The sequence below is a fragment of the Zhengella sedimenti genome (assembly GCF_046506625.1).
GTDB classification, from domain to species: domain Bacteria; phylum Pseudomonadota; class Alphaproteobacteria; order Rhizobiales; family Rhizobiaceae; genus Zhengella; species Zhengella sedimenti.
On sequence record NZ_JBKFFP010000006.1, the window covers coordinates 107,121 to 130,086 of the forward strand.

A 22,966-nucleotide genomic window follows, 5' to 3' on the forward strand; every position below is an offset into this window, starting at 1 on the left:
GCGACGAAAGCGCGCGGGATGGAATTCCGCACCAATCTTTTCGAACCGTGAGATCAGCCGGCCGTGCCCAGCCCCGCCGGTGCGCGCGGATCAGCTCCTGTCGCGGAACCGGTTGGTGATGGGATAGCGCCGGTCGCGGCCGAAATTCTTGCGCGTGATCTTCACGCCGGGCGCCGATTGACGGCGCTTGTATTCGGCAATGTAGAGGAGGTGCTCGATGCGGTGGACGAGTTGCCGGTCATGGCCGCGCGCCACGATCTCGTCCACGCCCATCTCATGCTCGACGAGGCATTCCAGGATATCGTCCAGCACGGGGTAAGGCGGCAGCGAATCCTCGTCCTTCTGGTCGGGCCTGAGTTCGGCCGAGGGCGCCTTGTCGATGATGTTCTGCGGGATCACCATGCCCGTCGGGCCGAGCGCGGTCGGCGGGACATGCGCATTGCGCCAGCGCGACAGCGCATAGACCTGCATCTTGTACAGGTCCTTGATCGGGTTGAAGCCGCCGTTCATGTCGCCGTAGAGGGTGGCATAGCCGACGCTCATCTCGCTCTTGTTGCCCGTCGTCACGACCATGGAGCCGAACTTGTTGGAAATCGCCATGAGGATGGTGCCGCGCGTCCGGCTCTGCAGGTTTTCTTCCGTGATGCCCTCATTGGTGCCCTCGAACATCTCCGAAAGCGATGACAGGAAACCCTGCACCGGTGCCTCGATCGGCACGATGTCGTAGTGGCAGCCAAGTGCGCGGGCACAAGCCTCCGCATCGGCAAAGGATTCCTCCGACGTGTAGCGGTAGGGCAGCATCACGCAGCGCACCCGCTCCTCGCCAAGCGCATCCACCGCCAGTGCCGCGCAGATCGCCGAATCGATGCCGCCCGACAGGCCGAGCACGACGTTCTTGAACCCGTTCTTGTCCACATAGTCGCGCAGGCCCAGCATGCAGGCCCGGTAATCGGCTTCCTCGCGGTCGGGAATGCGTGACATCGGCCCGCGCTCACAGCGCCAGGCCTCTCCCTCGCGCTTCCAGGTCGTGACCATGACCTGCGCCTCGAACTGGCTCATCTGGAACGCCAGCGACCTGTCGGCCTGGATGCCGAAACTGGCGCCATCGAAGACAAGCTCGTCCTGTCCGCCGCAGAAATTGGCGTAGAGGATCGGCAGGCCGCTTTCGATCACCTGGCGGATGACCACCTGCTGGCGCACGTCCACCTTGCCACGGTAGTAGGGCGAACCGTTTGGCACGAGCAGGATTTCCGCCCCGCTTTCGGCCAGCGTCTCGCACACGCCGAGATCGCCCCAGATATCCTCGCAGACCGGAAGGCCGAGGCGGATGCCGCGAAAATTCACCGGTCCCGGCATGGGGCCCGGCTGGAACACCCGCTTCTCGTCGAATTCGCCGTAATTGGGCAGGTCCACCTTGTGGCGCTCGGCCTTCACCGCGCCGCCATCGAGCAGAACCACCGAATTATGCAGGCCCGTTTCACGCCTGAGCGGCAGGCCGATCACAACGCCCGGACCTCCATCGCCGGTCTCCGCCGCCAGTTCGCGCATCGCCCGTTCGCAGGCATCCACGAAGGCAGGCTTGAGAACCAGGTCCTCGGGCGGATAGCCGGCAAGGAAAAGCTCGGGGAACAGCACCAGGTCCGCGCCATGGCGGCGCGCATCGGCGCGCGCCTCGCGGGCCAGCCGCAGGTTCCCGGCTATGTCGCCAACGGTCGGATTGAGCTGGGCGACGGCGATGCGGAGTGTCTCGGGTGCGTCGGTCATGGCGAAAGGCTTAGCCCGCGTTTTCGCGATAGGCAATCCGCCAGATTGCATCGCGGCACGCCGCGTTCAGCTTACCCCGATCCTCCGCTCGCCCTGGTCGAGGATGACTGGAATGATCAGATCCTCCTCGTCATCCAGGTGACGCATCAGCATGGCGACCAGCCGTCCGCATTCCCCCGCATAGACGTCTCCGGCCCGCTTGAGCCGGTCGCCGCCTTCCTGTATCGCCTGAAGCAGGCTGTTGGCCGCGCCGGCATTGGCTTCCAGCGCCGCATGGATCACGTGATGATCGCGGTCGAGAATGTCGAAACCCCGGTCCAGACGCGGTTCGGCGCGCCGGAAAACCGGAAAATAGTGATGATCCTCGATCTGGTGATGACCCTCCAGCTGGCCGAGGAAGAAGTTCAGCCGCGGCACGAAGAACTGGACAAAAGCCCCTGTTTCGATTCGCCCATTGCGCCATTCGCCGACAGCGCCTTCCAGCATTCCTCCCAGGTCGCGGAACATGTCGTGACGCTGAAGCCAGAATTGCGCCATGCCACCGAGATTCTCATGCGCCTGCCAGTCCTCGCGCGGATAGCGGGCCAGCAGCACACGCAGGTCATCCGGAAGGCCCAGCCGGGTTTGCAGTTCGGTTTCGCTCATCAGCCGTCCAGCTTGTCCCTGAAAAAGGTCACGGTGCGCTCCCATGCCAGTTTCGCGGCCGTCTCGTCATAGCGCGCCGCCGACGTGTCGTTGTTGAAGGCGTGGTTCACACCCTCGTAGACATGGATCGTGAAGTCCTTGCCAGCGGCTTCGAGCGCCGCCCGGTAGGCGTCGATCCCGGCATTGATGCGCTCGTCGAGACCGGCATAGTGCAGGAGCAGCGGCGCTTCGATGGAAGGCACGCCGCCCGCATCGGGCTGGCGTCCGTAATAGGCCACCGCCGCCTTGAGATCGTCCGGCGCCGCCACCGCCAACTGGTTGACAAGGCCGCCGCCCCAGCAGAATCCGACGGCGCCGACGGGACCGGCGGTCTCCGCATGGCCGCTCAGCCAGCCGACGGCCGCCACGGCCCGCGCAACCGTCTGTCCGCTATCGAGCGCACGGATCATCTCGCGCGCCCTGTCCTCGTCCTCCGGCGTGCCGCCGTCGGCAGACAGGAAATCCGGCGCGAAGGCGGCAAAGCCCTCAAGCGCAAGGCGCCGCGCCACGTCACGGATATGCTCGTTGAGGCCCCGGTTCTCGTGGATCACGATCACAGCAGGCAGCGCGCCCTGCGCATCCGACGGCATGACGAGATAGCCGCGCATCTCCTTTTCACCGGCGGGCCAAGGCACATCACCGCCACGGATGCGCCCGTCATCCGCCGCCACCATGGCCGCGCTTGCCTGGTTTGCCGCCAGCAGCGGAGCGATGGCCGCCGCCGCGGCACCGGAGCCGGCCAGGCGCGTCAGCTTCTGCATGAAGCCGCGCCGGTCGAGCGTCAGGTGGGTGTACTCGTCATAGGCGTCGATCATCGCCTGCGTGATGCCGGGCGTTCCGGCGGACTTGTCGCTGCTCATCGTGATCTCCCTGTCCAGGTTCCTTGGCGTGGAAATGACGCCCGGACCGCCGGTTTCAAGAGCCGCTGCCGGCGAACCGGTCGTGGATGGTCACGATCCAGATGCACGCGACGATGACGATCGTCAGCAGGACCGCGAGCGAACCGGCATCCTTGGCAAGCTGGATATTCTTGTCGAACTCGCGCGTTATGGCGTTGCAGGTTGCCTCGATGGCCGTGTTGAGCACTTCCACGACGATGAGGAACACGACCGACAGCACAAGCAGGAAATAGGTGTCCCACGTCCTGGCGATGAGCCATGCCGACGGTATCGACAGGACCAGCAGCGCCATCTCCTGTTGAACCGCCTTTTCCGTGGCGGTAAGCCGCCGGAACGCCCTGAACGAATTGAGCAATGCTTTCCAGAGCCGTTCCATCCCGCCAGCCTCCCTGATTCGGTGACCGGGATGATGACGCCACCGCCGCACGATGTCAGCGGAAAACCCAGCTATCCCAGGCAAACATGCCGTACTGCATGTAGTCGCAGGCCCGTTCCGGCTTCGGGTTGTCCCCGGCAGCACCATAGGCAAAGAACAGTGGCATGAGGTGCTCGTCTGTCGGATGGTTCTCTTCCACGAACGGCGCCTGTTCGGTCCAGTTCAGGATGGCGTCGCGGTCACCGTCGGCGAAACGGTCCGCGAACCAGTCCGTGAAGGCCTTCACCTTGCCCGGAAAGTCCGGCTCGACCGCCCGCCCGTGGCGCATCGCCCCCATGACGACGCGCAGATTGTGGGTCATGTGTCCGGAGCCGATCAGCAGCACGCCCTCCTCGCGCAAGGGCGCCAGCGCCTGGCCGAGCCTGTAGTGATAGGCGGCATCGCGGTTGGGATCGATGGACACCATGACGACCGGAATGTCGGCTTCGGGAAAACCAAGGAGCAATGTGTTCCAGACCCCATGGTCGAAGCCGCGCTCCGGCGCGATGCGCGGTGTGAGCCCGGCATCGTTCAGCATGTGCGCAACCCGCATGGCGAGTTCCGGCTCGCCGGGTGCGGGATAAACCATCTCGTAGAGTTCCTGCGGGAAGCCGCCGAAATCGTAGATCATCTTCGGCGCCGGGTCGGTGACGACAACAGGGCCATCGGTCTCGAAATGGGCTGACACGATGACGATGGCCTTCGTGTCCGGGAAGCGGTCGTGCAGGCTCTTCAGGTAGTCGCGTGCCGGCGTGTCCTCGATGACGACATTGGGCCCGCCGTGCGAAACGAAAATGGTCGGCATGGCTGTCATGGCATTTCTCCTTTGCCGGAACAGATAATATGCAGGAACGGCAAGGGCGAGCGAACAATCAGAGACTTATTGTTTTTGTGAAGTGAACGCGGAACGCCCTCACGTTCAAACGAAAAACCGCCCGGCGGCAGGGATGCGCCGGACGGTTCGACGGGAGGAAAGAGAGACCTTGCCTATTCCGCGGCCACCGCCTCTGCCGGTGACCTGTCACGCTTCAGCCGCTCGGCGATCAGGAAGGCCAGTTCCAGCGACTGCTCGGCGTTCAGCCGCGGGTCGCAATGGGTGTGGTAGCGGTCGGAAAGGTCGTCGGCCGAGATCGCCCGTGCGCCGCCGGTGCATTCGGTGACGTTCTTGCCGGTCATCTCGATGTGTACGCCGCCGGCATGGCTGCCTTCCGCCTGGTGCACGTCGAAGAAGGATTCCACTTCCTTGAGCACCCGCTCGAAGGGCCGGGTCTTGTAGCCGCCGGCCGAAACCGTGTTGCCATGCATCGGGTCGCAGGACCAGACGACCTTGCGCCCTTCCCTTTCCACCGCGCGCACCAGTTTCGGCAGGTGCTCACCCACCTTGTCGGAGCCGAAACGCGCGATCAGTGTCAGGCGGCCAGCCTCGTTGCCCGGATTGAGGATGTCGATAAGGTTCAGCAGGCCATCGGCATCCATCGAAGGGCCGCATTTCAGGCCGATCGGGTTCTGCACGCCCCGGCAGTATTCCACATGGGCATGGTCGGGCTGTCGCGTGCGGTCGCCGATCCACAGCATGTGTCCGGAGGTCGCATACCAGTCGCCGGAGGTGGAATCGACGCGGGTCAGTGCTTCCTCATAGCCCAGCAGCAGCGCCTCGTGGCTGGTGTAGAACTCGGTTTCCGACAGGCCGCGATGGTTGTCCGCGGTGATGCCGATGGCCCGCATGAAGTCGATCGTCTCGGTGATGCGTGCCGACAGGGCCTCGTAGCGGTTGCGCTGCGGGCTGTCGGAAACGAAACCCAGCATCCAGCGGTGCACGTTGTCGAGGCTGGCGAAACCGCCCTGCGCGAAGGCGCGCAGCAGGTTCAGCGTCGCGGCCGACTGGCGGTAGGCCATGGCCTGGCGGTGCGGATCGGGGATGCGCGAGGCTTCGTCGAAATCGATCCCGTTGATGATGTCGCCGCGATAGGAGGGCAGCGTCTTGCCATCCTTGGTCTCGTTGTCGGAGGAACGCGGCTTGGCGAACTGGCCGGCGATGCGGCCGACCTTCACCACCGGCTTGGAACCGGCAAAGGTCAGGACCACCGCCATCTGCAGGAAGGCGCGGAAGAAGTCGCGGATGTTGTCGGCGCCGTGCTCGGCGAAGCTCTCGGCGCAATCCCCGCCCTGCAGCAGGAAGGCGCGGCCTTCCGCGACATCTGCAAGGCGCTTCTTCAGCGCGCGGGCCTCGCCGGCAAAGACCAGCGGCGGATAGGTGCGCAGACGGCCTTCCACATCTTCCAGCGCGGCCGGGTCCGGATAGTCCGGAACCTGCACGATGGGCTTTGCTCTCCAGGAGTCCGGGGTCCAGTTCTCGTTCATGGTTGCACCTGTCTTGGTCGGGTTTTGCTGGCCGGCATCCTTGCGGGCCGGGCTTGTGAACATGGGCTGTCCGGTAAAGGCGGCATGGTCGGGCACCAGCAGGAGGTTTTCGTCTGCCAGCGCCTTGATCCGCATGACCGCGATGGATTCGTGAACGCGGTTCGGGTCCATTTCCATGCGATAGATCGTTGGCTGCGAAACGCCGGCCTTCGCCGCCAGTTCGGCCTGCGACAGGTCGAGCATGGAGCGGATGAACTTGATCTGGCGTCCGGTAAGCGTCGGGATGTCCACGGGTTCGATGCCTCTTTTCCGATAGGATGGGGCGTTAAAGCATTCGTGAATTAAAAATTCAAGCTGCAATTTGATATGAATAAAAAATTCATGCCCGATGAATTGAAACGGTCAATTCCTCGAACAGGACCCGCTCACGTGCAGTCACGGCGACATGGCGGGGATAAACGGGGTCGTGCCGGTCCTCGTGGATGGGAATGTCGAAGCGGGACGTCTCCGCGATGAACCGTTCAAGCCCGGCCCGGCCATGCTCGCGCAGGAATCCCTGCATCACCACGTCGAGATAGGAACGCAGGATGCGTGGCGGATCACGATGGGCGGGAAGATGCGTCATCGCTTCATACACATAGACAGGGCAAGCCTCCGGCAGGCTGCTGGCAGCAGGCATCGCTGCGCGATCCACGAGACGCCGGTGATAGCGGCCCTCCCGGCGATCCAGCGCCGGAAGGTTTTCCACCCGGTCCACGACAAGCAACCCGTCGCAGGCGGCATCCGGATCGGGCGTCACGCTCAACAGCGCCGCGGCAAAGCCGGGCATGTCCGGTCGCGCCCGCCAGTGCCGCCGCCACCCGGAAAGCCGCGCGGGCCGCGCCTCGACGATATCCCATCCGATGGTCGTCCGGTTGACCAGCGAACCGTAGCCGAACCAGGCGACCAGATCGTCCGCCATGACGTGCTCCTTTCCTTTCTCGCCGGCATCGACCGGACGCGGCCTGAATATGTGAAATCCGTCACGGAATGAAGGGCTGGGGAAATGATAGCTTCCGCTCATGATCCAGCACCCGCTCCCCGTTCCCGTCCATCGCGCCCTGCATGCGGCGGTATCTGGACCCGCACCTGCGGCAAAGCTGCCCGGCGTCACGGAACTCTGCCTGACCGCGAGCGATGGCTTCCCGCTGGCCGCCTCGCTTCACGAAAACAAGGCGGCGGACGGGCCGCTCCTGCTCGTCTCGCCCGCCACAGCCGTGTCGCGGCGCTTCTATGACCGGTTTGCCCGCGCCGCCTGTGCCGCCGGCTTCCGCGCGGTCCTGACCTATGACTACCGTGGCATCGCAGGTTCCAGGGCGCCGTCCTGCTGGAAAACCCGCCTCGACATGTGCGACTGGTGGCGCCGCGATCTGCCGGCCGCGGCGCGCGCGCTTCGCGGGATCGACCCGGACGCACCCATGGTGGCCATCGGACAGTCCATTGGCGGTCTCGCCTTGGCGATGTCCGGCATGCATCCTGCCTTTGCGCGCCATGCCATGATTGCAGCCGGGCATGGCTGGCGCGGCCACACCGACGAGGCATGGAAACTGATGGCGTGGATGGACCTCGTGGCCCTTCCCGTCGCCGCCATTGCCGGTCATGCGCCGGCCTGGCTCGGTCTCGGCCAATCCGTGCCGTTCACCATCCTGGCCGACTGGGCGCATTTCACCCGCAGGCGCGATTATGTGTTCAATGACCCGGCTCTGCCCGAGACCGCGCGCATCGCCGCGGCCGGCACGCCGGCTCTCGCACTCGGCTTTTCCGACGATCCCTGGACAACGCGGCGCGCCATGGACGCCATGATCGGCAAGTTCGCCTCGGCGCCGGTCGAACGCCACTTTCTCTCTCCCGCCAGCCTGGGCCTTGCCCGCATCGGCCACATGGGCTTCTTCCGCGCCGAAGCCGGGACCGCGCTTTGGCGGCCTGTCCTGGAATGGTTGTCCACAGGTGCGCCACCGGAGTTTGGCGCGGCCGGAAGCGGATAAGCGGCGGCGATAAGGCCCCGTCGGGCCGCCCGGAACCGGGTGCCCTGCCCGCCGCGGTCCATTGACTGCCATCAATGACATTGCGCTTCCGGCTGTCCATTTTTTCTAAAGGCCGCTTCTCGACAAGGGTGGATCGGCCACGAAAGAAAGCCTGGAGGAAAGCATGAAGAAAATGCTCCGCATACTCATCCCTGGCCTGGCCGGGCTGACGATGGCCATGGTGGCCGTCCTCGCACCGCCGGCCCAGGCGGCGACCGGTGGTGAAAAAGCCGTCCCGGCTGCAAGCACCGGGATCGCCGGCACGGTGGCCGTCCCCGGCGCGACGGTCGAGCAGAAAACGGTCCAGACAGCCCAAAGGCGCGACTGGCGGCGGCCCCCGCCCCGCGATTGGCGCAGACCCCCGCGGCGCGACTGGCGCAGGCCTCCCAGGCGGGATTGGCGCCGTCCGCCGCCCCGCCGCTGGCGTGCGCCGCCCCCGGCAGTCTGGGTTGTGCCTCCGCCGCCCCGCAGGGTCTATCGCAGGCCGCCTCCGGCATACTGCAACTACAATGCCTGCGCGCGCGCCTATCGCAGCTTCAGGGCTTCCGATTGCACCTACCAGCCCTATGGAGGCGGACCGCGCCGTTATTGCACCAGGTAATCGCAGATCCTGAAAAAGCGTGCTCCGCGGACCCGTTGCGGAGCACGCATGGCTCCGCCGGAGCGACCGGGACAGTCAGACGCGTACGCGGTCTTTCACGCGCCAGCTCGGGCTGTACATCGTGACAAGCTCTTCGGCCGCGGACGGATGCAACGCCATCGTGCGGTCGAAGTCGTCCTTTGTCAGTCCTGCCTTGACCGCGATTCCCAGCACTTGCGCCAGTTCGCCGGCATCCGGCCCCAGGATGTGGCAACCGACAACGCGGCGCGTTGCTGCATCAACGACAATCTTCATGATCATCTTTTCCTGCCGGCCCGAAAGCGTGTGCCGCATGGGACGGAACGAGGCCCGGTAGATCTCCAGTTCGTCGAAACGGTGCATCGCATCGTCCTCCGACAGGCCAACGGTGCCGATTTCCGGCTGCGAGAACACCGCCGTCGCGATGGTGTCGCGGTCGGGCTTGACCGGATTGCCCTTGAACGCGGTTTCCACCACGCACATGGCCTCGTGAATGGCCACTGGCGTCAGTTGCACCTTGTTGGTCACGTCGCCGACCGCCCAGATGTTGGGCACGCTGGTGCGCTGGTAATCGTCGACGATCACGGCGCCCTGATGATCGGTCTCGACGCCAGCGCGATCCAGCCCCAGCATGTCCGTGTTCGGCACGCGTCCGATCGCCAGCATCACCTGCCCGGCCTCCAGCACCTCGCCTTCGGAAAGATGCGCCCTGAGGCCGCCATCGGCGCCGCGCTCCACCTGCCTTATGACACGCTGGCAGATGATGCGGATCCCCTTGGCCTCCATCGCTTCATGCAGGCCGCGCCGCATGTCCATGTCGAACCGTCCGAGGATTTCCTTGCCGCGGTAGACGAGCGTCGTGTCCACGCCCAGCCCGTGGAAGATGTTGGCGAATTCGACCGCGATATAGCCGCCGCCCTCGATCACGATGGCCTTGGGCAGGCTTTCCAGATGGAAAGCCTCGTTGGAGGTGATGCAAAGTTCATGGCCGGGAAGCGCATTGTGCGGATTGGCGCGCCCGCCGACCGCGATGAGTATCTGGTCCGCCGTCACCGTGCGGTCTTCAGCCAGAAGACGAACCGTGTGCGCGTCCACCAGTTCCGCCCTTGTTTCGAGCACCTCGGCACCGGCGTTTTCAAGCCCCTTGCGGTAAAGCCCTTCAAGCCGGGCGATCTCGCGGTCCTTGTTGGCGATGAGCGTGGGCCAGTCGAAGGAGCTCTCGCCGACGCTCCATCCGAAGCCGGCGGCATCCTCGAAATGCTCGGCAAATTGCGACGCGTAGACGAACAGCTTCTTCGGCACACAACCCCGGATGACGCAGGTGCCGCCGTAACGGTATTCCTCTGCAATGGCCACCCGCTTGCCGAGCCCGGCGGCAAGCCGTCCGGCGCGCACGCCGCCCGAACCCCCGCCGATGACGAAAAGGTCGTAATCGTAGGAGGCCATGGCAATTCCTTTCGCGTCAGATCCGGATGCTGCCCCGCCCGCGGGACACGGCCTGCGGTGTGGCAAAGAAAAAGCCCGGCCGCAAGAGCCGGGCTGACGTTGTGCAGGCGATTGGCCTCAAGGCTGCGTTACTGCGCGGCCTGCCCGCCACCGGCCTGGGCATTGCCGGCGGACACCTCGGCCAGAACGTCGCCGACATTCTGCGCCAGGTCGCGGGCAATGCCCTGCTGCCAGATTTCCGCCGCCTTGACCATCTCGCGGGTGGCGATCGGACCTTCCGCAAGCAGCTTCCTGCCGGCATCGGTCTGGTAGAAGGCGGCGATATCCTTCAGTTCCTGTTCGCTGAACGAGCGCGCGTAGACGAGCGCGACCTCCCTTTCCAGATCGGCGCGCCGCGACACCAGCTCCAGCGCCTTTTCCTGCACCACCTGGTTGATCGTGTCGGCCATGTCCGGGTTCTTCTGCACGAGCTGGCCCTGCAACTGCTGCGCGGTCGCCGGCAGGACGGCATCGAACTGGTCCGTCACATGCAGCGCGGAGATCGCGTCGCGTGCCGCCTTCATGTGGGCTTCGGAGATATCCTGGGCGCCGGCCTGCACCGGAGCGAGCAGAAGCGCGGCGAGGGCTGCAACTGGCAGGAGACGGAAAAAGGAAGAACGTTTCATGTCTGGATCAGCTCCGTTGGTTCGTGCGCGGCCGGATTTCCTCCACGCCGCCGGCCCTGGCGACGACCGCCAAACTGGCCATGTCTGTGAAAAGCCCGTGCTCCACCACGCCGGGGACGGCATGCAGGGCAGCCGAAAGCGCTCTTGGATCGGGAATGCGGCCAAATGATGCATCGAGGATGAGATGCCCGCCATCGGTGACGAATTCGCTGCCGCCGGCCATGCGCAGCGTCAGCGCGCCCTCAAGCCCGAGCCGTCCGGCCGCGGTCGCGATGGCCAGCCTGGTCGCGCCGAGACCGAAGCGGTTGACCTCGATGGGCAGCGCGAAGGCGCCGAGCGGATCGACCAGCTTGCTCTCGTCGGCGATGACGATCATCGAATCCGACGCCGCCGCCACGATCTTCTCGCGCAGCAGGGCCCCGCCTCCGCCCTTGATGAGATTGAGTTCCGGATCGATCTCGTCGGCACCGTCGATGGTCAGGTCGAGGTGTGGCGTCTCCTCCAGCGTGGTCAGCGCAACACCCAGTTCCCGGCAAAGCGCCGCCGTGCGCTCCGATGTGGGCACACCGGTGATCTCCATGCCGTCCGCCACCTTCCCGGCGAGCAGGCGAACGAATTCCTCCGCCGTCGATCCGGTCCCGATGCCCAGCTTCATGCCGGAACGCACATGCCCCAGCGCAACCCGCGCGGCCTCTATTTTCAGCGCCTTTGCATCCATCAGCAGTCTTGCTTTCCGCCTTCCCGGATTCGTCGCCGCTGACCTATCATTTTTGCCACCCGAGGCAAAGCCCAAACTCCCCGCGCTTGATGCCGCGCCCTCGCGCCGGTAAGGCAAGGCACCAACATTGCCCGGATGGACCCCGCATGCCCCAAGCTGCACCGCAAACCGTCATTGTCTTCGATCTCGACGGAACCCTCGTGGATACCGCGCCCGACCTGCTCGATGCCCTCGACCATGCCATCGGCGCAGCCGGCCTCCCGCCGGTCGACCAGGCGGCCATGCGCGCCTATGCCGGCCATGGCGGCCGCGCCATGATCGAGCGCGCCTTCGCCCTGAACAGGCGGCCGCTTGCGACCGATGAGCGCGAACGCCTGCTGGCCCTTTTCATGGAGCACTATACGAGCCGCATGCCGGGCCGCTCCGTCCTCTTCCCGGGCGCGATCGAAGCCCTGGCGCGTTTCGAGGAAGCAGGGTTTCCGCTGGCCGTCTGCACCAACAAGTTCGAACGCCTCGCCCAGCAATTGCTGGAAAGGCTCGATCTTGCGCACCGTTTCGCCATGATTGCAGGCGCCGACACCTTCGCCTTCCGCAAGCCCGATCCGCGCCACCTGACCGAGACGATCCGCCACGCCGCCGGCGACGCGGCGAGCGGTCTGCTGATCGGCGACACCAACACCGACATCGCGACCGCCAAGGCTGCCGGCCTGCCCGTCGTCGCCGTCGGGTTCGGCTATTCCGCCGAACCGCTGGCCAGCCTGGAACCCTCCATCGTCATCCACCACTTCGACGAACTGACGCCGGACCTGGCGATGCGCCTGATGGCGGCTGCCGATCCGGTGGCGCACAAATCCCGCCTTCAGGCGCCGAAAGCGCCTTGACTTCCCGCGCCGCGCCCTCGTATACCGCGCGGCACCGGACAGCGGCGATTGAGCCGCGAGCGGCCGGGCGCGTAGCTCAGCGGGAGAGCACTCCCTTCACACGGGAGGGGTCACAGGTTCAATCCCTGTCGCGCCCACCATTCCATCACCGAAATCCGGACATGGTCTTCAGCGGCGCGGAAACCGCAGCCCCAAGCGTTGCCGAGCCTTCGTGAACAAGTCCGCGAACCGTCGAGCCCGCTGCCTTGCGGCGGCGGGCCGGACGTCCTGCCGGGTTCCGTCAATGCCTTTCCGTCACCTCTCCCGCCCGCTCAGCTCGAAGCGGCGCGCGCCTCGCGCACCGCATCAAGCGCCCGTGTCAGGAAATCGTCTCGCTCATAGACATCGGTGAAGAAGCCGATGGTGCCGTCTTCCTGCGGCCAGGCGGTGAAATAGGCCACATAGACCGGGATCTTCACCGGGACGTTGCGCGAGGAATGCCCCGCCGCCAGTTCGCGCCGGATGTCTTCCATGCTGGTGCCAAGCACCGCCGCGGCCATCTCGCGCGGCTTCTGCAGGCGTACGCATCCGTGCGAAAAGGCGCGCGCATCGCGGTTGAACAGCGATTTGGACGGCGTGTCATGCATGTAGATGGCGTGCTTGTTGGGGAACATGATCTTCAGTTCGCCCAGCGCATTCGCCTCGCCCGGAGTCTGACGCACATTGTAGGGGATGTTGGCGCCATGCGCGCCCCAGTCGATGGTGGACGAGGGAATGCGCCGTCCCTTCGAATCGGTCACTTCATAACCGGCCCTGTCCAGATAGCCCGGATCGTTGACGAGGCGCGGCAGCATCTCGTTGACGATGATGGAGCGCGGCACGCCCCAATAGGGATTGAACTCCACCCGCTCGATCTCGTCATAGAAGAAGGAGGTCTGGTTGGACTTCTTGCCCACCACGATCCGCATTGAGAGCTTCACATCGTCCTGCTCGTAATAGCGGACCAGGAATTCGGGCTGGTTGATGAACACCCGGCGCGCGCCCAGATCGTGCGGCAGCCAGCGCAGGCGCTCCAGCGCCAGGCGGATTTTCTCCATGCGGTCCGCCTTGGAGACCGGGCTGATCGCCGAGACGGTGCGCGGACCGATGATCCCGTCCGGATTGAGCCCGCGCGCCTTCTGGATCGCCTTGACCACCGGCACGAGGTCCTGGGTATAGGTGTCGCTCTTGCGTGCCGCCATGATGGCCCGCCCGTGCTCGGCCATGATCTCCGGATTGCCGTCGCGCCAGACGATTTCCATGAGCTTGGCGAATTCCGGGCTCTGGCCGCCGGGGCGCAGAAGCAGCTTGCTGTCGACGATGATGTCGGCCTCGGCCTCCCGGCGGATCTTCGCCATCGCCGCGCGAAGGCTCTTGTATTCGTCCCCGTGCGGCGCCTGCTCGGCCAGCCAGGCGCCCGCGTCGTTGGTGGCGGCCAGTTGCGACAGCGCCTTGGCAGGGTCGAAAGGCAGTACCGGCAGGTCGTGATAGCCCGACAGCCTGTTGGGATCGACGCGGCCCGCCGCCACGTCGCGCGCATAGCGCAGCACCCGCGCCGACAGCGTCATCTCGAACCGGATCAGCGCCTGCAAACGCCCACCCATGTCGTCCATGGAGAAACCTTCGGTCGGCGCGATGACCGCGTAGTGCTCGGCATCCAGCCCCTCGTCGCCCGCGCTTTCCAGCACCCGCAGAGCCGCGCGCGCCCTGGCATTGGGACCGAAGCCGGACACCCAGATGAAATCCGGTTTGGCTGCATAATGGGCGGCGATGGCCGCAGCGTCGGCCTTTTCCGCTGTCAGGTCGAAACCTTCCAGCGCCGGCGCGGCCGCGGTGAAACTGGCCCCGCCGGGCAGCGTCAGGCCTGGTTGCGCGGCGGCTGCGGCCACGACCTTCGCGAAGTCGACGCGCACCGGCGCGGCGGCCTGGTAGTTGAAATAGCGCGGTGCGGCGATCTTCGGAACGCTGACCGCCCGCTTCTTGGGCGTGACCTCCGCCGGAGGCTGCGTCCGCTCACGGCTGTCCGTCTCGAACCGGCCGCGGATGATGCGCGACAGCCAGTTCTCCTCGGCCTGGGCGGGGTTTGCCGGCAGGGCTGCGAACCCGGCGACGGTGATGGCGGCGGCGAGGCAGAGGCGGGCGGAAAAGGTGCGAATCATCAAGACAGGTTCCCGGACTGGCTTGCCCGCATGCCGTGCGGGCGGGGCGGCGGGGCATGGCCCCGGCCATCGGCGGTCTATCCCACAATGATACGGATTTGAATCGAATTCGTTAAGGCCGCGACCGGGAAAAGGCACCCGGCGCGCCTGACGATTGCGTGAAAAGGCCGGCCCGCGTGAACGGGCCGGCCGGATTTGCAATGGAGCGGCTGGCAAAAGGGCCGCTTCCCGCCCCGGTCACTTGACCAGGCGCAGCCGCGTGATGGCCTCGGCGATCTTCTGGAAGGTGGTGTTCAGCGCCGACGCCGATGCCGCGTCGAAATAATGCGCGCCGCTGGAAGCGCAGTCCTGCAGGACCTTCTTTCCGTTCGCCGAAATCTCCTTGCCATAGGCAATGGAGAAGACCTCCACGCCGCGGCTCTTGGTGTGCTCGCAGGCTTCGCGTGTCCACTCGTCAGCCATCGGAACATCACGAACGTTGTGGTACTCATTGTAGATCGATTTATCCAGACGAGGCGCGACATAGTTGTCGCCGTCAGACATCACGATCAGGATCTTGCGGACCTGACCGTTACCGGCATCCTCCGGATTTACCCCTTCCGTGAACGGCGCGACTGGCGAAAGAACCCGAAGCCCCCACATGACCCCATCTGCAATGTAAGTCTCTTCATACGGGTACAAAGCGTCAATGGTGTCGAGTACGTTCTGCTTCTTTTCGGTTAGCGGGAGAAGCGGAGTACCGCATCGCATGTTGACGATGCCCGGAAACCTGTAGTTGTCTGGCCACGAGGTGCGGTTAAAGGGCTCGTCCTGGAGCGCCAGCTTGTCAGTCTTTGTCCCTCGTGAACCGACACACCCGTACCACTCCAGGTCGACGCGAATTTCCGGGCCGATTTCGTCGTATTGGCACCTCCTAACATACTCCCAGACACCGTCCGTATCTTCGTAAACCATCTTGCATGAACCAGGGATTTCTACCATTTCCTTTCGCATGTCGTACCAGCGAGGGTCATCCGGCGGAGGTAGCTTCAACCATTTTTCGTTCTTGTATTGCGTACCGACCTTTACGTAGTCGTCGAACGGAACGACGCCGATTTTTACGTCGGCGTTTTCGCTGGCGGCATCAAACAAGGTGTTGGTGAAGTTCTTTGCCGCGATCTTCAAACCGCCGATCTTGTCATCAGCTTTCATGGACTTGGTAATGTCCAGCGCCATCGCCACTTCGATGATCTGGTCCTGTCCGGCCACGGCCACGGCCTTGACCTTGATCGTGTAGTCCCTGTCCCAGATGGCGTGCATGATGAAAGGATCGTAGGGCGCCTTCACGGTGACGTAGATTTGCCCGTTCGTCCCGCGGTGAAGCCGTGTCAGGTCAACGTTCTTCACCTCGGTATTGGCCCGGATGAACTGCCTGACCGCCTTCTCCTCAGGCATCTTGCCGTTGTCTTCATAGTAGCGCGCCGCCATCAGCACGCCGGCGTCCGCCGCGTTCTGCAGGCTGTCGCGTGTGGCATCCATGTTGGAATAGTCCACAGCCATGGCGATGCTGCCGATCAGCGGAATTGCCGCGACCGCGAACATGGTCACGAAATTGCCGCCCCGATCCCTCAGGAAGGGCAAGAATTTACCGTGGATTGTCATCCCGATTCCCCAATATTACCGCACACAGGCACCGTAATACAGGGGAACTGCAAACATCGCGTTCACGCGCAAGGTAAATTTCGAATTTTCATTTCGCAAATCGGAAATATTTAGCATTTCCGAAACAACGAATACTTTGAAACAGGGAGCACGCCGCCCACTTCCCGCGCCCCGTCAGTGCATCGGCCATTCGGCGGGCTGGATTTTGCGCGCCGGTTCGCTAAACAGGGCGCAAACGCGCAAGCCTTGCCACCGGAGCAGACATCATGGCCGAGACATTCACCGCCGATCTCTTTCCCCTCTCCAGGGATGAGACGCCCTGGCGCAAGCTGACCTCCGATTTCGTGTCCGTGGACACGTTCAGGGGTCAGGAGGTTCTGACGGTCGAGCCGGAAGGGCTGCGTCTTCTCTCCGAAACCGCCTTCGCCGACATCAACCACCTGCTGCGCCCGGGCCATCTGGCGCAACTGGCGCATATCCTCGAAGACCCGGAAGCCACCGAGAACGACCGCTTCGTGGCCTATGACCTGCTCAAGAACGCCAACATCGCCGCTGGCGGCGTGCTGCCCATGTGCCAGGACACCGGCACCGCGATCATCATGGGCAAGAAGGGCCGCCGGGTCTGGACCGAGGGCGGCGACGCCGAGGCGCTCGGCCAGGGCGTGCTCGATGCCTATGAACGCAAGAACCTGCGGTATTCACAGCTGGCGCCGCTGAAGATGTTCGAGGAGAAGAATACAAAGAACAACCTGCCCGCCCAGATCGACATCTACGAGGAAGGCGAGGACGCCTACAAGTTCCTGTTCATGGCCAAGGGCGGCGGCTCGGCCAACAAGACCTTCCTCTACCAGGGCACACCCTCGTTGCTGACCCACGACCGCATGATCGAGTTCCTCAAGGAAAAGATCCTGACGCTCGGCACCGCAGCCTGCCCGCCCTATCACCTGGCCATCGTCATCGGCGGAACATCGGCCGAGATGAACCTGAAGACGGTCAAGCTCGCCTCCGCCCGCTACCTCGACGGATTGCCCACCCAGGGGTCCGAGACCGGCCATGCCTTCCGCGACCTGGAAATGGAAGCCGAAATTCACAAGCTGACGCAGCAGATGGGCGTCGGCGCACAGTTCGGCGGCAAGTATTTCTGCCATGACGTTCGCGTCATCCGCCTGCCCCGCCATGGCGCGTCGCTGCCCATCGGGCTCGGCGTGTCCTGCTCGGCCGACCGCCAGGCGCTCGGCAAGATCACGAAAGAGGGCATCTTCCTGGAGAAGCTGGAAACCGATCCCGGCAAGTACATGCCCGACATCGACGAGGGCGCGCTGTCCGAGCACGTCGTGAAGGTCGATCTCAACAAGCCGATGAGCGAAATCCTGGCGGAACTGACGAAGCATCCGGTCAAGACACGCCTGTCGCTTTCCGGTCCGATCATCGTGGCGCGCGACCTGGCCCATGCGAAGATCCGCGAACGGCTGGAAAACGGCGAGCCCATGCCGGACTATTTCAGGAACCACCCGATCTACTACGCCGGCCCGGCCAAGACGCCGGAAGGCTATGCATCCGGGTCATTCGGCCCGACCACGGCCGGGCGCATGGACAGCTATGTGGACCAGTTCCAGTCCTTCGGCGGCTCCATGGTCATGCTGGCCAAGGGCAACCGCTCGCGCCAGGTCCGCGATGCCTGCGCCCGCCATCACGGCTTCTATCTCGGTTCCATCGGCGGCCCGGCCGCCCGCCTTGCCCAGGACTGCATCAAGAAGGTGGAGGTGGTCGAATATCCCGAGCTGGGCATGGAAGCCATCTGGCGCATCGAGGTTGTCGACTTCCCGGCCTTCATCGTCATCGACGACAAGGGCAATGACTTCTTCAAGGAACTCAACCTCGGCTGAGGCCGAAGGGCGCGGTTCGGTATCGGAGCGCATCCGGCGCCCCGTTCACCGCGTCCGTTTCTTCAGCCAGGCCTGCCAGCCGCTCTTCGACCCGTTGAAGACATTGAGGTCGATGTGATTGTCGACGCCGGAGGCAAGCCCGGTGCCCGAATATTGCCAGAAGGCGAACTCCCGGCCGGGATAGACCTTGCTGGGATGTTCGGCCACCGCGCGCAGCCAGAAGGAATGGTTCTTGAACTCACCCCGCAGGTTGTCGCGATAGAAGTCCGGAGCCGTGTAGATCACCGGCTGCTGTCCATAGTGACGCTCCAGCTTTTCCATGAAGACCTTCATCTTGGCTAGCACCACCTCGCGCGAGGGACGCTTCGGACAGCTCTTCGAATGGGCATTCCATTCCACGTCGATGACCGGCGGCAGGGTGCCCTTCTCTTTCGGCACATTGCGGATGAACCAGTCGGCCTGCACTTCCGCCACCGTGCACCAATAGAAGAAGTGATAGGCGCCGCGCGCAACGCCTGCCTTCTGGGCGCCGCGCCAGTTGCGCATGAAGCTGGGGTCGAGATGGTCGCCGCCCTCCGTCGCCTTGATGTAGACGAAGTTCGCGCCCTCCTTCTTCAGCTTCAGCCAGTCGATCTCGCCTTGCCAGCGCGATACGTCGACGCCATGCACGGGATAGTCCTCTGGCTCCACCGGCCCGAAATTGACCGGCTTGGCATCGGAAAAACGCGGCTTGCGGATCGATTTCTCGATGGCCCTGACTGCCTTCTCCGGCGCGGGCGCCGCGGCAAGGGCCGCGATCTGGCGCTGCGTTTCGGCGCCCGGCGCGGCATGGTCAGCCACGGGGGCGGCAGGCCCCGCATCAGCTTCGGCGGCCGGTCCGACCGGTTTGCCGGGCACCGGAATGCCGATGGACCCGGTGATCATGCCCGGTGATGGATCGAGCGCATCGACACCGCTGGACGATGTGCAACCGGCAACGAAAAGGGCGGCGATACAGACACAGGACGCGAAGATACGCACGCGGGACACCCGTTGAATGGAAACTCGTTCACGCTTGAGGCTGGCGCCTCCGGGGCGCACAGGGGTCAGGGTTAGCGGTCAATGAATAATAAATCGCAAATGCAAAATTAACGCTCGTGGCAAGGCATCACGCGCGATCACATTCGTTCACGTTTTGTGATGAGGGTCATTGACTGCGCTGGTCAGCTTGGCATTCTGGCAGTTCATCGCTGTTGATCGCCGCTTTATATTTGGACCGGAAACCATGATCGTACGACTGCTTGCTTCCTTCGCCCTTGCAATGGGACTCTCCATGCCTCTGGCAGTTTCCCTGCCAGGTGCCGCATCCGCGGAGTCCGGTTTCGCCCAGTTCATTCGCGGCGGCCAGCCGCGCGTGCGCCACGGCCGTCACGCCTCCGACAAGTCGCCGATCCCGCGCGAGACGGTCCGTTCCGACATTCCAGCAAATACGATCCTCGTCGATACGTCCGAGCGCCGGCTCTATTTCGGCCTGGGCAATGGCAAGGCCCTGAAATATGGCGTCGGCGTCGGCCGCGAGGGATTCACCTGGCAGGGCCGCCACAGCGTCACGCGCAAGGCCGAGTGGCCGGGCTGGACGCCGCCAAGGCAGATGATCGCCCGCGAAGCGCGCAAGGGCCGCAAGCTGCCTGCCTATATGGAAGGCGGGCCCAACAATCCGCTTGGCGCGCGCGCCCTCTACATCGGCTCGACGCTTTACCGCATCCACGGGACCAATCAGCCCTGGACGATCGGTCAGGCCATGTCGTCGGGTTGCATCCGCATGGCCAATGATGACGTGATCGACCTCTACAACCGCGTCGGCGTCGGCACGAAGGTCGTCGTTCGCCACTGAGTGCATGACGGCCTGCCCTGAAGACCCGCGAGATACCCGCCTTGCAAGCGCCGGCGGCCGGGCATACCCTGCCCGTCGCCGGTTCGGAGCATGGAGAAACGTATCGTGAAGATGAAGCGCGGAATCAAGGAGATGCTGGCCGAGGCCGACGCTGCGATCGTGGCGCTGACGCCACAGGAAGCAGCCGAGGCGGCAAAGGATGACAATGTCCTGCTCGTCGATATTCGCGACGTGCGCGAACTCCAGCGTGACGGCGCCGTACCCGGCGCATGGCACGCCCCGCGCGGCATGCTGGAATTCTGGGTCGATCCCGACAGCCCCTACCACAAGCCGGTCTTCGCCTCGGGCAAGCGGTTCATCTTCTTCTGCGCCGGCGGCCTGCGTTCGGCCCTGACGACCAAGACGCTGCAGGACATGGGCCTGGAACCGGTCGCCCACGTCACAGGCGGCTTCGGCGCCTGGCGCGATGCCGGCCTTCCGGTCGAGGAATACCGGAAGAAGCCCTGATTCGGTCCCTTTTCTGCCGGCGCGGCGCTCAAGGGCATCTGCAAGTCGCATTCCGGGCCGTTTCTTGACCCCGCGCAATGCAGGCTGGCACCCTTGATGCTGCTTGGAGAGACATGCCGCCGGGGGTGGCGGCCATGAAAAGGGAGGCACGTTCCATGTATTCGACCATCCTCGTCCCGGTTGACCTGGCCCATGCGGACAAGCTGGAGAAATCGCTGGAAACGGCTGCGCGCCTGGCGAAGCTGGAAAACGCCCGCATCGTCTATTGCGGCGTGACGGCGGGAACGCCCGGCGCCGTGGCGCACAACCCGGACGAATTCGGCCAGAAACTCGAAGCCTTCGCTTCCGGGCAGGCCGCACGGACCGGGATCGAATCCACCGCCCTTGCCATGACAAGCCATGACCCGGCCCGCGATCTCGACAAGGCCTTGCTTCAGGCGATCGAGGACAGCGGCGCGGACCTTGTGGTCATGGCCTCGCATGTACCCGGCGTGATCGATCACTTCTTCACGTCCAATGCCGGCTCGCTGGCGACCCATGCCGGCATCTCGGTGATGGTCGTGCGGTGACAAGCGGTTTCAGCGGACGTTGCAGAGGTCCCCGCCCGCGAAACCGCTATGTCCGGCGCCTCGGCTCGCGCGACAGGCCCCTGGCGGCGAGTTCGTCGAGATAGGCCTGCCATTTTTCCTCCATCGCCTGTCCATGCTCGCGGAACCATGCCCAGGTGAAGATGCCGGTGTCATGCATGTCGTCGAAGGCCACGCGGATCGCGTAATTGCCCACTGGCACGATGGTCATGATGGCGACGTCGCGCTTGCCGCCGATGATCTTGCGCTCGGATGGCGAATGGCCCTGCACCTCGGCGCTGGGCGACATCACGCGCATCATTTCCGCACTGAAGGCATGGGAGGCATCCGGAAAGACCACCGTCAGCGTGCGCTTGTCCTTCGACAGCCGGATTTCCGTTGGCGCTTCCATGAATGCCCCTTCCCTTCGCTTTGGAGATGCCCGCTCAGGGAAATGATGCCTTTTGCGCGAAAGGACAAGGCCCGCGCGAACATCGCCTTGCCCCAGCGCCTTAACGGGACAAGGGAATTGCTTGAAGCGTGAGTGACCAGCCCTCGGATTCGGCAAAGAAGGTCCGGTCGATTTCGGCCATGTTAACATCACGGGGGAGTATCAGCAGGATGCGTCCGCGCATTGTGCCGTCCGTGTCCGGTGCTTCCCACATCCTGCGGAACTGATGCGCGGTCAGCTGGCGATTTCCCCAGGAGGGATCGGCCACATGCACCACGCCATCGCGCCGGATGCCCCGGACGACCGTGAAATGGTCATCGCCACGATACCGGACATAGGCAATGGCGGGGACTTGCAGCTGCTTGAGGTCATCGAAGGAGAGCATGATCCCGCCCGCGCGGACCCCATAACTGGGCGCGACGTCTGCAAGCTGCTGGAAGGACGAGCGATCCGTTGCGCCCATGCGGGTCAGCACGTCCTCTTCGGTGACGGACATGCCGTAGAATTCGTTCAGGATCGTCGCCAGGCTGGCCGCGCCGCAGGAATAGTCCAGCGACTGCTTCACGATCCGGAAATCGCGCAGGGCCTTCCAGGAGTTTACGGTTGGCTGGCCATTGATCTGGCTTCCGGGAAAGATGTCGGCAAAGGCCACATTTGGCAAGATAATGCAGCCCATAATTATAGAGGAGACCGTTTTCATATGTTTATATCTAATCCACGAACAGCAGATCGCGGCCTCCAAGTTCTTACGCCGCCTCATGGTTTTGAGTGGCGTTACGCTTACGAATACATCTGCAAGGTCAACCCAATCCACCACATTCTGGGACCGAACGAGATCCTGGCTCCCATCGGAATCTGCCCTATGAAAGCGGTTCGCCGGTCACGGCTCGATGTACGATCCTTGCGGCAATGAAAGCGAGTGCGAGTCCGACCGCGAGCGCAATGCCATTGCGGATTTCGACGCAAAGGGAGCCCCCGTCGCAAGCACAGATGCTCTTGGATAGGGTCATAACGATCGCAGTTGTCACTGGGGCACCTAGAATGGCAACGATGACCCCAATATTGCGCTTGATTGCTTTTTCCATCGCCGTCCTTCCATGTTGATAAGTCTCCTCGCCTCGTGGCGAGGAGACGAGATTCGACTACGACGTTACCACCAGCCGCGCCCGGATCCGAAGCTGCTGATGCCTCCACCGAAGAAGCCGCCTCCGAACGAGAGGCCTGCTGAGCGAACACCGCTCACTGGCGAGAAGAACCCCGCCCCGGCACCACTCGCGACATGCCCTATGAAACCTCGGGCGCTGCGACCGCCACCTGCAAGATAGCCATAGCCTGCACCGTATCCACCCA

General features: G+C 64.0%; 21 protein-coding genes, 1 tRNA gene and 1 pseudogene. 8 read left to right on the forward strand and 15 right to left on the reverse strand.

Translation table 11 applies throughout. The features are described from left to right. Positions 1-90: 90 nt before the first annotated feature. The 7 genes from ACLB6G_RS16340 to ACLB6G_RS16370 all read right to left on the reverse strand — a co-directional run bounded on the left by ACLB6G_RS16340 (position 91) and on the right by ACLB6G_RS16370 (position 7,084). Complete coding sequence (locus tag ACLB6G_RS16340) at positions 91-1,764, reverse strand: NAD+ synthase (protein WP_410357275.1); 1,674 nt, start codon at positions 1,762-1,764, stop codon at positions 91-93. A gap of 66 nt (positions 1,765-1,830) precedes the next feature. Beyond that, positions 1,831-2,409 carry a hemerythrin domain-containing protein gene (locus ACLB6G_RS16345; RefSeq protein ID WP_410357276.1) on the reverse strand — a complete coding sequence of 193 codons (579 nt, stop codon included), beginning with the start codon at positions 2,407-2,409 and terminating at the stop codon, positions 1,831-1,833. Then, positions 2,409-3,308, reverse strand: a complete 900-nt coding sequence (locus ACLB6G_RS16350) for a dienelactone hydrolase family protein (RefSeq protein WP_410357277.1) — start codon at positions 3,306-3,308, stop codon at positions 2,409-2,411. The genes ACLB6G_RS16345 and ACLB6G_RS16350 overlap by 1 nt, the downstream gene beginning before the upstream one ends. Positions 3,309-3,363: 55 nt before the next feature. Then, entirely contained in the window at positions 3,364-3,723 is a 360-nt protein-coding gene (locus ACLB6G_RS16355; RefSeq protein WP_410357278.1) for a diacylglycerol kinase, read from the reverse strand. A 55-nt stretch (positions 3,724-3,778) separates the two neighbouring features. Further along, positions 3,779-4,576 (reverse strand): DODA-type extradiol aromatic ring-opening family dioxygenase, encoded by a 798-nt coding sequence (locus tag ACLB6G_RS16360; RefSeq protein ID WP_410357279.1) that lies wholly within the window; start codon positions 4,574-4,576, stop codon positions 3,779-3,781. A 173-nt stretch (positions 4,577-4,749) separates the two neighbouring features. Further along, positions 4,750-6,414: a class II 3-deoxy-7-phosphoheptulonate synthase gene (locus ACLB6G_RS16365; protein ID WP_410357280.1), complete on the reverse strand. Its 1,665-nt coding sequence runs from the start codon at positions 6,412-6,414 to the stop codon at positions 4,750-4,752. Positions 6,415-6,502: 88 nt separating this feature from the next. Then, positions 6,503-7,084 carry a gamma-glutamylcyclotransferase family protein gene (locus ACLB6G_RS16370; RefSeq protein WP_410357281.1) on the reverse strand — a complete coding sequence of 194 codons (582 nt, stop codon included), beginning with the start codon at positions 7,082-7,084 and terminating at the stop codon, positions 6,503-6,505. Positions 7,085-7,184: 100 nt separating this feature from the next. On the opposite strand from ACLB6G_RS16370, the gene ACLB6G_RS16375 reads away from it, so the two are divergent. Continuing rightward, complete coding sequence (locus ACLB6G_RS16375; protein WP_410357282.1) at positions 7,185-8,147, forward strand: alpha/beta hydrolase family protein; 963 nt, start codon at positions 7,185-7,187, stop codon at positions 8,145-8,147. Positions 8,148-8,676: 529 nt separating this feature from the next. Continuing rightward, positions 8,677-8,787: pseudogene (locus ACLB6G_RS16380) on the forward strand (BA14K family protein); the annotation flags it as partial. 75 nt (positions 8,788-8,862) lie between these two features. On the opposite strand, the gene gor reads toward ACLB6G_RS16380, so the two are convergent. From gor to rpiA, 3 genes are all read right to left on the reverse strand, one after another. Then, a complete protein-coding gene (gor, locus tag ACLB6G_RS16385; protein WP_410357283.1) occupies positions 8,863-10,251 on the reverse strand; it encodes a glutathione-disulfide reductase in 1,389 nt (462 codons plus the stop codon). Positions 10,252-10,379: 128 nt separating this feature from the next. After that, positions 10,380-10,916, reverse strand: coding sequence for a DUF2059 domain-containing protein (locus ACLB6G_RS16390; RefSeq protein WP_410357284.1), 537 nt, complete (start codon positions 10,914-10,916; stop codon positions 10,380-10,382). A gap of 7 nt (positions 10,917-10,923) precedes the next feature. After that, positions 10,924-11,637 (reverse strand): ribose-5-phosphate isomerase RpiA, encoded by a 714-nt coding sequence (rpiA, locus tag ACLB6G_RS16395; protein WP_410357444.1) that lies wholly within the window; start codon positions 11,635-11,637, stop codon positions 10,924-10,926. Between the two features lie 143 nt (positions 11,638-11,780). Here rpiA and ACLB6G_RS16400 point away from each other — a divergent pair, with 143 nt between their 5' ends. Both ACLB6G_RS16400 and ACLB6G_RS16405 read left to right on the forward strand, forming a co-directional pair. After that, entirely contained in the window at positions 11,781-12,515 is a 735-nt protein-coding gene (locus ACLB6G_RS16400; RefSeq protein ID WP_410357285.1) for an HAD family hydrolase, read from the forward strand. 65 nt (positions 12,516-12,580) lie between these two features. Continuing rightward, positions 12,581-12,655, forward strand: a tRNA-Val gene (locus ACLB6G_RS16405). A 171-nt stretch (positions 12,656-12,826) separates the two neighbouring features. Here the strand turns inward: ACLB6G_RS16405 and ACLB6G_RS16410 are convergent. Further along, positions 12,827-14,692 carry a L,D-transpeptidase family protein gene (locus ACLB6G_RS16410; protein ID WP_410357445.1) on the reverse strand — a complete coding sequence of 622 codons (1,866 nt, stop codon included), beginning with the start codon at positions 14,690-14,692 and terminating at the stop codon, positions 12,827-12,829. Positions 14,693-14,929: 237 nt separating this feature from the next. Further along, on the reverse strand, positions 14,930-16,333 hold the full coding sequence (locus ACLB6G_RS16415; protein WP_410357286.1) for a TadE/TadG family type IV pilus assembly protein: 1,404 nt from the start codon (positions 16,331-16,333) through the stop codon (positions 14,930-14,932). A 266-nt stretch (positions 16,334-16,599) separates the two neighbouring features. Here ACLB6G_RS16415 and ACLB6G_RS16420 point away from each other — a divergent pair, with 266 nt between their 5' ends. After that, on the forward strand, positions 16,600-18,219 hold the full coding sequence (locus ACLB6G_RS16420; protein ID WP_410357287.1) for a fumarate hydratase: 1,620 nt from the start codon (positions 16,600-16,602) through the stop codon (positions 18,217-18,219). A gap of 45 nt (positions 18,220-18,264) precedes the next feature. Here ACLB6G_RS16420 and ACLB6G_RS16425 read toward each other — a convergent pair whose 3' ends face one another. Beyond that, a complete protein-coding gene (locus ACLB6G_RS16425; RefSeq protein ID WP_410357288.1) occupies positions 18,265-19,239 on the reverse strand; it encodes a glycoside hydrolase family 25 protein in 975 nt (324 codons plus the stop codon). Between the two features lie 244 nt (positions 19,240-19,483). Here ACLB6G_RS16425 and ACLB6G_RS16430 point away from each other — a divergent pair, with 244 nt between their 5' ends. The 3 genes from ACLB6G_RS16430 (at position 19,484) to ACLB6G_RS16440 (ending at position 21,168) form a co-directional block, all read left to right on the forward strand. Next, entirely contained in the window at positions 19,484-20,092 is a 609-nt protein-coding gene (locus ACLB6G_RS16430; protein WP_410357289.1) for a L,D-transpeptidase, read from the forward strand. Positions 20,093-20,203: 111 nt separating this feature from the next. Beyond that, complete coding sequence (locus ACLB6G_RS16435; protein ID WP_410357446.1) at positions 20,204-20,599, forward strand: rhodanese-like domain-containing protein; 396 nt, start codon at positions 20,204-20,206, stop codon at positions 20,597-20,599. Positions 20,600-20,754: 155 nt separating this feature from the next. Beyond that, complete coding sequence (locus tag ACLB6G_RS16440; protein WP_410357290.1) at positions 20,755-21,168, forward strand: universal stress protein; 414 nt, start codon at positions 20,755-20,757, stop codon at positions 21,166-21,168. 46 nt (positions 21,169-21,214) lie between these two features. Here ACLB6G_RS16440 and ACLB6G_RS16445 read toward each other — a convergent pair whose 3' ends face one another. Beyond that, positions 21,215-21,577 carry a gamma-butyrobetaine hydroxylase family protein gene (locus ACLB6G_RS16445; protein ID WP_410357291.1) on the reverse strand — a complete coding sequence of 121 codons (363 nt, stop codon included), beginning with the start codon at positions 21,575-21,577 and terminating at the stop codon, positions 21,215-21,217. A 100-nt stretch (positions 21,578-21,677) separates the two neighbouring features. Beyond that, a complete protein-coding gene (locus ACLB6G_RS16450) occupies positions 21,678-22,316 on the reverse strand; it encodes a C39 family peptidase (protein WP_410357292.1) in 639 nt (212 codons plus the stop codon). Positions 22,317-22,966 lie beyond the last annotated feature (650 nt).